Here is a 13123-nt window from a genome sequence, read left to right as displayed (position 1 = left end):
TGATCAATCGTCCATTGTAGGTCGATGACTGTTTTATGGGACACAACACGCAGCGACAACCAAACACATCAAGTGGTCGCTGGCGAGACATGAAACGGATATCCATGATGACTAAGATAGAAGTTTGATTTCATTGAAAAGATTTGGAGAAAAAACATGCACGCTTGGCTTTGCGAAAACCCAACAGGCGTTGATGCCCTGAACTGGAAAGAGCTGCCCACACCGACACCAGGTCCTGGTCAAGTGCTTGTCAAAATCGAAGCCGCCAGCCTGAATTTCCCCGACCTCCTCATCGTCCAAAACAAATACCAGATGAAGCCCGAGTTGCCCTTTGTGCCAGGCTCGGAATATGCGGGCACCGTTCAGGCTACAGGCGAAGGCGTGACCCACCTGAAAGTGGGCCAAAGCGTGGCCTGTCTGTCGGGCACGGGCGGCTTTGGCACCCATACCCTCGCTCCTGCAAAGTTGTGCATGCCCTTGCCTGCTGGTTTTCCAGCAACTGATGGCGCGGCTTTCATCATGACGTACGCCACCTCGCATCACGCCTTGGTGGACCGTGCCGCCCTCAAGGCCGGAGAAACGGTGCTCGTGCTGGGCGCAGCCGGAGGCGTCGGTACCGCCGCGATTCAGGTCGCCAAGGCGATGGGCGCCAAAGTCATTGCAGCGGCCTCCACCGATGAAAAATGCGCTTTGTGCATGACATTGGGGGCCGACGCCACGATCAACTACACCCGTGAAAACCTGCGTGAGGCGTTGAAAAGCCTGACCGATGGCAAAGGGCCAAACGTGGTCTACGACCCGGTTGGAGGCGACTTGGCTGAACCAGCTTTCCGCTCCATCGCATGGCGTGGCCGTTATCTGGTGGTGGGCTTTGCAGGTGGGCCTATTCCCTCTCTTCCCCTGAATCTGCCCTTGCTCAAAGGCGCCTCATTGGTGGGTGTTTTTTGGGGTGACTTTGCCAAACGAGAACCCCAAGCCAACGCGGCCATGATGGGCGAACTGGCGCAGTGGTACGGCCAAGGCAAAATCAAACCCGTGCTCGATCGCACTTTGCCGATGAGCGAACTCAAAGCGGCTTACGCCTTGATGGGCTCACGCAGCGTGAAGGGCAAATTGGTCATGGTCAATTGATGGGCGGGCCTGACCCAATTTGAAAACAAAAAAGGAAGCAGAAGCTTCCTTTTTGGTTTGAAAGACTTGGTGAGTCTTTCTTTGTTTGGAGCGGGAAACGAGGCTCGAACTCGCGACCTCAACCTTGGCAAGGTTGCGCTCTACCAACTGAGCTATTCCCGCGCATTTCAGACAACTTGGCATTGTATGCCTTGTACGCTGCAATGGCCAAATTGTAATGCAATTTCAAGCCGACTTTGAGGTCGACCTGAAAATTTTGCATCAATGCTTGACCGCCTCGGCTTTGGCTGTGGCCGGTACAGCCGTCAAAGCCGCAGCGGCGACTTCTTCGTCGCTCAAAGGCACGGGTTTGGCTTCCAAAGCCACCTCCAAAACTTGGTCGATCCATTTAACGGGCACGATCTCCAAACCATTTTTGACATTCTCAGGAATGTCCTGCAGGTCTTTCACGTTGTCCTCGGGAATCAACACGGTCTTGATGCCACCGCGCAAAGCAGCCAACAGCTTTTCTTTCAGGCCACCAATGGCGGTGACTTCACCGCGCAAGGTGATTTCACCCGTCATGGCCACATCGGCCCGAACAGGAATCCCCGTCATGGCCGACACCATGGCCGTGGTCATGGCAGCACCAGCGCTTGGGCCATCTTTGGGCGTAGCACCGTCAGGCACGTGAATGTGCAGGTCTTTCTTTTCAAAGACTTCGTCTCTGATGCCCAAAAGACGCGAGCGGCTACGGACAACAGTGCGGGCGGCCTCGACCGACTCTTTCATGACATCGCCCAACGAACCGGTGCGGGTGATCACGCCTTTACCCGGCATCAGGGCCGCTTCGATGGTCAGCAAATCGCCGCCCACTTCGGTCCAAGCCAAACCAACTACTTGGCCAACTTGATTTTTTTGCTCAGCGCGGCCGTAGGTGTACTTGCGCACGCCCAAAAAGTCGTTCAGGTTGTCCTCATTCACCACCACCTGAGGCGTCATTTGTTTGAGCAACAAAGCCTTGACCACCTTGCGGCAGATTTTGCCCAGCTCGCGCTCAAGGGATCGCACACCAGCCTCGCGGGTGTAGTAGCGCACCACATCACGCACAGCGGCTTCGGTCACCTGCAACTCGGTGTCTTTCACGCCGTTATTGGTCATTTGCTTGGGCAGCAAATACTTCATGGCGATGCTGGTTTTCTCGTCTTCGGTGTACCCAGACAAGCGGATCACTTCCATCCGGTCCAACAGGGCCGAAGGAATATTCATCGAATTGGAGGTGGCTACGAACATCACATCGCTCAGGTCAAAGTCGACCTCAACATAATGGTCGCCAAATGTGTGGTTTTGCTCGGGGTCCAGTACCTCCAGCAAAGCGCTGGACGGGTCACCCCGGAAGTCAGTACCCAGCTTGTCAATCTCGTCGAGCAAGAACAATGGGTTCTTGGTACCAACCTTGTTCAGGTTTTGCAGCACCTTGCCGGGCAAGGCACCGATGTAGGTGCGACGGTGACCACGAATCTCGGCTTCGTCACGCATACCGCCCAAGGCCATGCGCACGTATTTGCGTCCGGTAGCCTTGGCGATCGACTGACCCAGCGAAGTCTTGCCCACACCAGGTGGCCCAACCAAGCAAAGAATGGGGGCCTTGACCTTGTCCACGCGCTGCTGCACTGCGAGGTATTCCAGAATTCGATCTTTGACTTTGTCCAAACCAAAGTGGTCCTGGTTGAGGACATCTTCGGCGTTGGCCAAATCGTGCTTGAGCTTGGTCTTTTTGCCCCATGGCAAACCAATGAGCACGTCGAGGTAATTGCGCACCACCGAGGCTTCGGCCGACATCGGCGACATGAGCTTGAGTTTTTTCAACTCACCCTCGGCCTTTTTGCGGGCCTCGGCCGACATCTTGGCTGACTTGATCTTCTTTTCGATTTCCTCGATGTCTGCGCCCTCTTCGCCATCGCCCAGCTCTTTCTGGATGGCCTTGACCTGCTCGTTCAGGTAGAAGTCGCGCTGGTTCTTTTCCATTTGACGCTTGACGCGGCCGCGAATGCGCTTGTCGACATTCAAGATATCAACTTCGTGCTCCAACTGGGCAAAAAGGTTTTCGAGGCGCGACTTGATGTTGGCCAAGTCCAGGACCTGTTGCTTGTTTTCAAGCTTGAGCGGCAGATGCGCGGCAATGGTGTCGGCCAAACGGCCTGGGTCATCGATGCTGGAGATCGAAGTCAGGATCTCTGGTGGGATTTTTTTGTTCAGCTTGACGTACTGGTCAAATTGCTGCATCACGGCACGGCGCAGTGCTTCGATTTCGCTGCTGGCGTCTGACTGCTCAGAAAGGGGGTCGACCGGTGTGACAGAGGCCACGAAATGGACCTCTCCGTCTGTGATGGACTTGACGAGCGCGCGTTGCTGGCCTTCAACCAACACTTTGACCGTGCCATCAGGCAACTTCAGCATCTGCAGGATCGTGGAGACACAACCCACATCGAACATATCGTCCACCCCAGGCTCGTCTTTGGCCGCTGTTTTTTGCGCCACAAGCATGATGCGGCGTTCAGCTGCCATGGCCGTTTCAAGGGCCTTGATGCTCTTGGGACGGCCCACAAACAAAGGAATCACCATGTGAGGGAACACCACCACATCGCGCAAAGGCAACATGGGCAGTTCGATCAAAGTGGGCGGCAAAGGCGTGTGTCCAGACATGGTGTGTCCCTCAGGTCAATTCAGCTACACATGGATGCTGCACCCCAGATTTCAACCCACAAACTGGTAAGGGAGTGAATCAGGGTGCTTCTCATGTGGGTCAGGCCTGTTTGGCCGACTCGCGGTAAACCAGCAATGGCGGCTTGTTGTCGTCGATGACCGACTCGTCCACCACCACTTTTTCAACATTCGCTTGGTTAGGCAACTCGAACATGGTGTCGATCAAAGCCTGCTCCATGATAGAGCGCAGGCCACGGGCTCCCGTTTTGCGGGCCAGCGCCTTTCGGGCCATGGCCGTCAGCGCATTGGGCCGCACTTCAAGTTCGACACCCTCCATGGCCAAGAGTTTGGTGAATTGCTTGACCACCGCGTTTTTCGGTTCGGTCAGGATTTGCACCAAAGCTTCTTCGCTCAGTTCGGCCAAAGTAGCCACCACCGGCAAACGGCCCACCAACTCAGGAATCAAGCCAAACTTGATCAGGTCTTCAGGCTCGACTTCGTTGAACACGTCGGTCAGCGAGCGTTGCTTCTTGCTCTTGACGGTCGCGCCGAAGCCGATGCCACCCGACTCGGTGCGGTTTTCGATGACTTTTTCGAGGCCCGCGAACGCACCACCACAGATGAACAAGATGTTGGTGGTGTCGATCTGCAGGAAGTCTTGGTTGGGGTGCTTGCGGCCGCCCTGCGGAGGCACGCTGGCCATGGTGCCTTCGACCAGCTTGAGCAATGCTTGCTGCACGCCCTCACCCGACACATCACGGGTAATGGAGGGGTTGTCAGATTTACGGGTGATCTTGTCGATCTCGTCGATGTACACGATGCCGCGCTGTGCACGCTCGACGTCGTAATTGCAAGTTTGAAGCAGCTTGGCCACGATGTTTTCAACATCCTCGCCCACATAACCGGCTTCGGTCAGGGTGGTCGCGTCGGCCATGACGAAAGGAACGTCCAGCATGCGGGCCATCGTTTGCGCCAGCAAGGTTTTGCCTGAGCCCGTGGGCCCGATCAGCAAAATGTTGCTTTTGGCCAGCTCCACCTCGTCTTTTTTGGCACCATCTTTGTGCTTGAGGCGTTTGTAATGGTTGTAAACCGCCACTGCCAAGCTGCGCTTGGCTTTTTCTTGACCAATCACGTAGTTGTCGAGATTGGTCTTGATGTCCAGAGGTGTGGGCAAGCCTTCTTTGGCCCCTGCGGCCACCGTGGTGGTAGCCAGTTCATCGCGCACGATGTCGTTGCACAAATCGATGCACTCGTCACAGATGAAAACCGACGGCCCTGCGATCAGCTTTTTGACTTCGTGCTGGCTTTTGCCGCAAAAAGAGCAGAACAGGTTTTTTTCAGTGCTGGCGCCTTTTTTATCGGCCATAAATCTCGCCTCGGAATCCGGAATCCGTCAATGATAACGAAAGAAAAACGGCGCTCACCCTTTCCGGGTAAACGCCGTCGCCATGGTTACCGGTTGGCCCGGCCAAACTCAAGCGCGTTTGGAGATCACTTCGTCAATCAACCCGTAGTCTTTGGACTCGGTTGCTGACAAGTAATAGTCGCGCTCGGTATCGAGTTCGATCTTGGACAAGGGCTGTCCTGTGTTCTCGGCCAGGATGCGGTTCAAATGGGCACGGGTCTTGACAATCTCACGGGCCGCAATTTCGATCTCAGTCGCCTGACCACGCGCACCGCCCAAGGGCTGGTGAATCATGATCTTGGAGTTGGGCAACGAAAAACGCTTGCCTTTGGCACCCGAAGACAACAAAAACGCGCCCATGCTGGCCGCCATGCCGTTGCACAAAGTGGACACATCGGGCTTGATGAAATTCATGGTGTCGTAAATCGCCATGCCTGCACTCACCGAGCCGCCTGGCGAGTTGATGTAAAGCGAGATGTCCTTTTCAGGGTTCTCACTCTCCAAAAACAACAACTGAGCAACGATCAGGTTGGCCATGTGGTCATTGACCTCGCCCACCAAAAAGATCACGCGCTCCTTGAGCAAACGCGAATAAATGTCATAGGCGCGTTCGCCACGACCCGATTGCTCGATGACCATGGGGACCATGCCCAAGCTTGTGATGTCCATTGCGCTCATCATTTCTCCAAAAAATATGAAAGAGACTTTAACCCGAGAAGTCAAGCCCACCAACGAAATAGGGCTTGTCAGCCGAACAAGCTGTTCGGCACAAGCCCCATTGTCGAGGGAATCAGAAAGCGATCAGCCTTGTTGCCCCATCAGCTCTTCGAAAGAGATGGCTTTTTCGACCACTTTGGCTTGGGCCAAAACAAAGTCGGACACATTGCTTTCGATCACCACGGCTTCGACTTCGGCCATGCGCTGGTTGTCGCTGTTGTACCAGCGAACCACATCATCGGGTCGCTCGTAGCTGGAAGCGAGCTCCAAAATGTGCGCCTGAATCTGATCGGGCTTGGCGTGCAAGGTGTTGCCACGCACAACTTCGGCCACCACCAGACCTAAACGCACGCGCTGCTCGGCTTGAGGGCGGAAGATGTCGTCAGGAATAGGCGCCTTGTCGGCGTCTTTGACACCGCGCTGCTTCAAGTCGGCGCGGGCACCTTCTTTCAAGCGCTCGATTTCGTTTTGCACGATCGACTGTGGCAAGTCCAACTCGGCTTTGGCGACCAAAGCGTCCATGGCAGCTTGCTTATTTCGGGCCAGCAAGCGGAACTTGACTTCTCGCTCCAGGTTTTTGCGGATGTCTGCACGCAGACCTTCGACTGATGCGTCGGCAATGCCCAAAGACTTGGCCAAGGCTTCGTTCACTTCGGGCAGGTTGGCCGCTTCAATTTTCTTCACGGTGACCATGAAGTCGGCGGTTTTGCCAGCGACATCTTGACCGTGGTAGTCGGCGGGGAAAGCCAGCGGGAAAGTCTTGCTCTCGCCAGACTTCATGCCGCGCACCGCGTCTTCAAACTCCTTGAGCATCTGGCCGTCGCCCAAAATAAACTGGAAGTCTTCGGCTTTGCCGCCAGAGAACACTTCGCCGTCGATCTTGCCTTCGAAGTCGATGGTGGCGCGGTCTCCGTCTTGCGCAGCGGCGTCTTGTGCGCGCTGAGCAAAGGTACGGCGCTGCTTGCGCAGGATGTCCACAGTCTTGTCGATGGCGGCGTCAGACACTTCAGCCGTCAGTTTTTCGACTTCGGTGTCGACCAAGTTACCCAGCTTCACTTCGGGGTACACCTCAAAAATGGCTTCGAAATTCAGCTCACCTTCAGGCGCGCCTTCTTTTTCGGAGATACGGGGCTGACCGGCCACGCGCACTTGGGCTTCGTTGGCGGCAACGGCAAACGCCTCGCCCACTTTGTCGTTCAGAACTTCATACTGAACCGAGTAACCATAGCGCTGAGTCACCACATTCATGGGGACTTTGCCGGGACGGAAACCGTCCATCTTGACCGTGCGGGCCATTTTCTTCAAACGTGCATCCACTTCAGACTGGATGGCCGTCACAGGCACAGTCAGGGTGATCTTGCGTTCCAGCTTTTCCAGGGTTTCAACAGTCACAGTCATCGTCGTTCTCGGTTAATTGAATGTCTCTCGAGCCGCAGGCTTGAACCCTTGGCCACCAGTCAGTTGGTGCGCGGGGCGGGACTCGAACCCGCACAGTGTTGCCACCGTCAGGACCTAAACCTGGTGCGTCTACCAATTTCGCCACCCGCGCATGTCCAAACAAAAAGGGCGACAGGCTCACCACAAGGCTATGTCAACCTTGGGTTTGCCTGACCGCCCGCTTGAAATCGGTCAACTTTATATTTTAGCCGCTTAGATTGGCCAAAATCATGCACGGGCTTGATTTGGGCGCTCAATTCGGAACCAAGCCGCGTACATGGCCGGCAGCGCCAGCAGCGTCAAGGCCGTGGCCACGATCAGCCCACCCATGATCGCCACCGCCATAGGACCCCAGAAAATGCTGCGCGACAGTGGAATCATGGCCAGCACCGCCGCAGCAGCCGTGAGCACGATGGGACGTAAACGCCGAACCGCCGATTCCACAATCGCCTGCCACGGTGCCATACCTGCAGCCCGGTCCTGCTCAATTTGGTCAATCAAGATGACTGAGTTGCGTTGGATCATGCCCATGAGCGCGATCACGCCCAGCAGAGCCACAAAGCCAAAGGGCCTGTCCAGCACCAACAAAGCCCCTGCCACACCCGCCATGCCCAGTGGCCCAGTCAAAAACACCAGCATGGCGCGGCTGAAGCTTTGCAGCTGCAACATCAGCAAAGTGAAGGTGATGAAGAGCATGACCGGCACACCTGCCGCAATGGAGGCCGAGCCTTTGGCGCTTTCTTCGACCGCGCCCGCCACCTCGATGCGGTAAGCGTTCAAACCCTGCCCCTGCCAAGAGGCCTCGGTCCTTTTCAGGTCAGGCAGTAACTGCGCCGTCACCGTGGCCCCTTGCAGGCCCTCGGCAATATCGGCCTGCACGGTGATTGCAAACTCCCGACCCTCGCGCCACATCACGCCTGGCTCCCAAGCCAACACCGGGGTCGCCACTTGCAACAAAGGAATGAACCGACCCGTGGCCGTGGGCACATAGGCTTGGTTCAAGTCGGACAAGGCATCGCGCTCGGAAAGCGGCTGGCGCAACACAATGTCGATCAGTTTGTCACCGTCACGGTACTGGCCCACGGTGGCACCCGACAGCAAGGTGCGTGAAACCTGGGCAATCGACTGGCTGCTCACGCCCAAGGCGCGGGCTTTGGCCTGGTCTACCTCCAGCCGCACCGACTTGACCGACTCATTCCAGTTGTCGTTCACGCCACGCGTGTTGGGGTTCAGGCGCATCTGGGCCTTGATCTCGTCAGCCTTCAGGCGCAGAACCTTGGGGTCCGGACCCACCACACGGAACTGCACCGGGTAAGGTACAGGCGGGCCATTGGGTAGCAATTTCACTCGACCGCGCACCTCAGGGAACTCCTGCGACAGCAAGGCAGGCAATTTGGCCCGAAGCACCTCGCGGGTTTTCAAGTCAACGGGCTGAACAATCAGCTGAGACACATTGGATTGAGGGAAAACTTGATCCAGTGGCAAATAAAAGCGCGGCACGCCCGAGCCGACCCAAGACGTGACCGATTTGACGCCCTGCTCTTGCGCCAAGCGCTGCTCCACACGACGGGTGATGTCCTCGCTGGCCTTGACGGGAGAGCCCTCAGGCAACCACAAGTCCACCATGATTTCAGGACGTGAAGAGTCCGGGAAGAACTGCTGCTGCACCTTGCCCATGCCCACGATCCCCATGGCGAACAAAAAGACCGTGATGCCAATCGTTTTCCAGCGGTGGGTCACGCACCAAGTCACCCCAGCACGAAAGTGTTGGTAAAAAGGCGTGTTGAACATCTCGGCCGAATTCAGGTGCTCCGTAGACACGGCGTGCGCAGGCGGCTTGAGCAACCAGGCCCCCAAATAAGGCACAAAGTAGACCGAAGCCACCCAACTGACCAAGAGCGCCACCACCGTGACCGCAAAAATCGCAAAGGTGTACTCACCCGTCATCGACTTGGCCATGCCAATCGGCAAAAACCCGGCGGCGGTGATCAAGGTGCCCGTCAACATGGGCATGGCGGTCAAATCATAAGCAAAGGTCGCCGCCCGCAGCTTGTCGTAGCCCTCTTCCATCTTGCGCACCATCATCTCCACCGCGATGATGGCATCGTCCACCAGCAAGCCCAACGCAATGATGAGCGAACCCAATGAAATTTTGTGCAGACCAATGCCCAGGTAATGCATGGCCAAAAACGTGACGGCAAGCACCAACGGAATGGTGATGCCCACCACCAACCCCGGACGGATGTCCAGGGTCCAGCGCCGCCACAAGGGGTGCTGACCGGGGCGTTTGTGCAGCCCCAGCGCCAAAAAGCTCACCGCCAACACGATCACCACCGCCTCGATCAGCACCTTGATGAACTCGTTGACCGAGGAGGCCACCGCGCTGGGCTGGTCTTGGACCTGCGTCAGTGTCATGCCAGCTGGCAGCGTGGCCTGCGAGGCCGTGATCGCCAAGCGCAAAGACTGGCCCAGGGCGATGATGTCGCCCCCTTTGGCCATGGACACACCGAGCGCAATGACTTCTTGGCCATCGTGACGAACCTTGACGCTGGCAGGATCGGCATAAGCGCGGGTGACCGTGGCGATGTCAGACAAGCGAATTTGCGCACCCGATGCGCCGCGAATCGGCATGGCCCTCAGCTCATCTAGGCTCTGAAACTGCCCGCCCACCCGCACTTGAACCACATCCATTGGCGACTGGATGCTGCCCGCCGGCTCCACCGCGTTTTGCTGGTTCAGCTGAGCCAGCACAGCCCCCATGTCCAAACCCATTTGCGCCAAGCGCTGCTGAGCAATTTCAACGAACACCTTTTCGTCTTGCACGCCAAACAACTCGACCTTGGCCACATCGGGCACGCGCAGCAATTGTTGGCGCAAGATGTCGGCTTGGGTTTTGATCTCAGCTGGCGTTAAACCCGTTCCTCCCAGTGCGTAAATCACACCGAACACATCACCAAACTCATCGTTGAAAAATGGTCCCACCACCCCCGGCGGCAAGCTTGCGCGCATGTCGCCGATTTTCTTGCGCACGGTGTACCAAATCTGCGGGACAGCCCCGGGGTCCGAGTTGTCCTTGATCTGAAAAATGATCTGCGCCTCGCCGGGTTTGGAATAACTTCGAATCTTGTCGGCAAAAGGCACTTCTTGGAGGGAGCGCTCGATCTTGTCGGTCACCTGCTCGGCCACTTGCTCAGCCGTGGCCCCGGGCCAATAGGCCCTCACCACCATGGCACGGAAGGTAAAGGGTGGGTCTTCGTCTTGCCCCAGCTGAAAATAAGACGCCATGCCCAGCACCATCAACACCACCATCAGGTAGCGGGTCAGGGCCGGGTGCTCCAGCGCCCAGCGCGAGAGGTTGAAACGGGTGTTGTCGGTGCTGCTCATGGGATCACCGTGCAGGGGCAACCGGCGCAGCGGGTGCCATGCTTGGCACGGCGCCATAAATCGTGACCTTTTGACCCGGCGACAGCACATGAACTCCGGCGCTCACCACTTTTTGCCCCGGTGTGAGCCCCGAACTGACCACGACATCGTTGCCATTCACCGGCCCCAACTGCACCGGCTGGCTGTTGACCGTCATGGTGGCTTCGTCCAGCACCCAAACCGCCGTGCCCTGCCCCTCTTGTCGCAAAGCGCTGGTGGGCAGCAATATCGCCGTGGTCGCTGAGCCAGACAAACCCGGTGCCCGGACATTCAGCGTGGCCCCCAAGGGCAAGGATGTTCCGCCATCCAAGGCCAACTTGACTGTGAAGGTGCGCGTGACCGGATCGGCCATGGCGGCCAACTCCCTCACCTTGCCTTGAACAGTTTGTCCCGTGCTCAGTACCGTGGCGTGCATGTTTTGGCCGATCTTGAGCGTCATGATGGCGGTTTCGGAGACCGCAAAAACCGCATCACGCGGGCCATCATGCGCCAACCGCACAATGGGCTGTCCGGCTGAGACCACTTGACCTGCCTCAGCATCAACCCCAGTGATGACACCGGCATGACTGGCCGTCAAACGGGCATAGCCTGTTTGGTTACTTTGCGCCTGTGCTTGGGCCTTGGCCTGAGTCAATGCCGCATCGGCCGCCTTCAAACTGGCCTCGCGCCGCTCCAATTCGGCGCCACTGATGAAGTTTTGGGCTTTCAACGCCTCAAATCTTTTGAAATCAGCCAGGGCCAAGTCGCGCTGGCTTTGGGCAGCGCTGACCTGCGCCTGAGCTGCCGAGGCGGCCAACTCAAAATCTTGTGCATCCAGCACGCCCAAAAGCTGCCCGGCGGCCACCCGCTGGCCTGGTTCAACGGCTCGCTGCATCAGTTTGCCGCCAACCCTGAAACCCAATCGGGTCTCGACTCGGGCACGCACCTCGGCTGAAAATGTCCCGTCCGACGTCAAATCGCTGCCCAACACAGTGATCAACTTGACCGAACGCAAAGGCTCCAGTGGCGCCTCGGTCTTGGAACATGCCACCAAAGTAATCAAAAAACCGGTGAACGCGCAGAAACGAAGAACTCGCCCTGAGGCGAGTGACATCAAAAAATGCATGGTGTATCCAAAGAATAATAATGACCGATTGGTTAGTAATTTATTCAAAGCGGATGCAGCTGTCAAGCGACAATACCGATTGACCATGACAAAAGCCCCCCCATCCAGACGACTTACCGGCTCCGGATTGAACCGGCAACAACGTCTGCTGCTGCGCCGCGTGTCTCGCTCGTTTGACTTGTCAATCCGGCTTTTACCCTCCGCTTTGCAGGCCCCCGTGACCATCGGCTACTTGTTGGCACGCGCGACAGACACCGTGGCGGACACCAGCGCCCTGCCCTTGGCCGAGCGACAAACCTTGCTGCAACTCATGACGCAGGCCATCGCTGTCACTTCGGCAGGCGACACACAAGACAGCGCACTGACCAAGCTGACCCAAGCCTTTGCAGCGCAGCAAACCAACCCGCACGAACGCGCTTTGATGCAAGCGCTGCCGCAATGTCTGCCATTGCTGCACACATTGTCTGAGCCTGACCAAGCCAGCGTGCGTACCGTACTTGGCCACATCACACTAGGGCAGCATCTGGACATGGCCCGCTTTGGATCGGGTCCTCAACGGCTTGAGTCTTTGCAAAACGAGACGGAATTGGAAGACTACACCTGGTTGGTGGCTGGATGCGTGGGGGAATTCTGGACGGAGTTGTGCGGCCGCCACCTGCCCGGTTATGCACTTTTGACACAAGAAGAAATGATGCACATCGGTCGCCAATACGGCATGGGCCTGCAACGCCTGAACATTGTTCGCGACATGGGCGCCGACTTGGCAGACGGGCGCTGCTACTGGCCGGTCGAAACTTTGGCGCAAGCGGGCCTGACGCCCGAATGGCTGGCAGAAGCTGCACGCGCCACAAACGGCACAGGCGATGCCAGCGTACCAAGCTCTCGAAAAATCAACACACTGACATCCATCACCCCGCTTTACAACCAGTGGCTGGACACAACCCAGTCTCAGTTGGCCAGCGGCATGCGCTACGCATTGGCGGTCAAGCCTTGGCGTTTGCGTCTGGCCAGTGCCTTGCCCGCCCTGATCGGTGCCCGCACTGTGGCTCTGCTGCGAGAGGCGGGTCCTGCCGCCCTGACCCAACGCATCAAAATGCCACGCCATGAGGTGCGCGCACTGCTCTGGCGCATCGCCTTGGGCCTTGGGTCTGTGCCCGCTCTAGAAAGAGAATTTCTCCAATTGTCTGGCCAGCCCCAGCCTTGATCCTGCGCTTTGAATG

Annotated in this window: 8 protein-coding genes and 2 tRNA genes; 2 read left to right on the top strand and 8 right to left on the bottom strand. The window is 57.2% G+C overall.

The genetic code is table 11. The annotated features are described in order from the left end of the window. Window positions 1-156 precede the first annotated feature (156 nt). Window positions 157-1131, top strand: a complete 975-nt coding sequence (locus Q1M54_RS07535; RefSeq protein ID WP_300555846.1) for an NADPH:quinone oxidoreductase family protein — start codon at window positions 157-159, stop codon at window positions 1129-1131. 86 nt (window positions 1132-1217) lie between these two features. Here the strand turns inward: Q1M54_RS07535 and Q1M54_RS07530 are convergent. The 8 genes from Q1M54_RS07530 to Q1M54_RS07495 form a co-directional block, all read right to left on the bottom strand. Next, window positions 1218-1293: transfer RNA gene (locus Q1M54_RS07530), tRNA-Gly, on the bottom strand. Between the two features lie 99 nt (window positions 1294-1392). After that, a complete protein-coding gene (gene lon, locus Q1M54_RS07525; RefSeq protein WP_300555844.1) occupies window positions 1393-3816 on the bottom strand; it encodes an endopeptidase La in 2424 nt (807 codons plus the stop codon). Between the two features lie 100 nt (window positions 3817-3916). Beyond that, complete coding sequence (gene clpX, locus Q1M54_RS07520) at window positions 3917-5182, bottom strand: ATP-dependent Clp protease ATP-binding subunit ClpX (protein ID WP_300555842.1); 1266 nt, start codon at window positions 5180-5182, stop codon at window positions 3917-3919. Between the two features lie 108 nt (window positions 5183-5290). Continuing rightward, window positions 5291-5899 (bottom strand): ATP-dependent Clp endopeptidase proteolytic subunit ClpP, encoded by a 609-nt coding sequence (gene clpP / locus Q1M54_RS07515; RefSeq protein ID WP_300555840.1) that lies wholly within the window; start codon window positions 5897-5899, stop codon window positions 5291-5293. A gap of 123 nt (window positions 5900-6022) precedes the next feature. Further along, window positions 6023-7336 carry a trigger factor gene (gene tig, locus Q1M54_RS07510; RefSeq protein WP_300555838.1) on the bottom strand — a complete coding sequence of 438 codons (1314 nt, stop codon included), beginning with the start codon at window positions 7334-7336 and terminating at the stop codon, window positions 6023-6025. Window positions 7337-7400: 64 nt separating this feature from the next. Further along, a tRNA-Leu gene (locus Q1M54_RS07505) sits at window positions 7401-7487 on the bottom strand. 116 nt (window positions 7488-7603) lie between these two features. Beyond that, window positions 7604-10759 carry an efflux RND transporter permease subunit gene (locus Q1M54_RS07500; protein WP_300555836.1) on the bottom strand — a complete coding sequence of 1052 codons (3156 nt, stop codon included), beginning with the start codon at window positions 10757-10759 and terminating at the stop codon, window positions 7604-7606. 4 nt (window positions 10760-10763) lie between these two features. After that, window positions 10764-11903, bottom strand: coding sequence for an efflux RND transporter periplasmic adaptor subunit (locus tag Q1M54_RS07495; protein WP_300555834.1), 1140 nt, complete (start codon window positions 11901-11903; stop codon window positions 10764-10766). A gap of 85 nt (window positions 11904-11988) precedes the next feature. On the opposite strand from Q1M54_RS07495, the gene Q1M54_RS07490 reads away from it, so the two are divergent. Beyond that, entirely contained in the window at window positions 11989-13107 is a 1119-nt protein-coding gene (locus Q1M54_RS07490; protein WP_300555832.1) for a squalene/phytoene synthase family protein, read from the top strand. Window positions 13108-13123 lie beyond the last annotated feature (16 nt).

It is taken from the genome of Limnohabitans sp. Rim8 (genome assembly GCF_943326455.1).
GTDB lineage: Bacteria > Pseudomonadota > Gammaproteobacteria > Burkholderiales > Burkholderiaceae_C > Limnohabitans_A.
The sequence above is the reverse complement of the archived record's forward strand: the minus strand, read 5'-3'. Positions and strand labels throughout refer to the sequence as shown.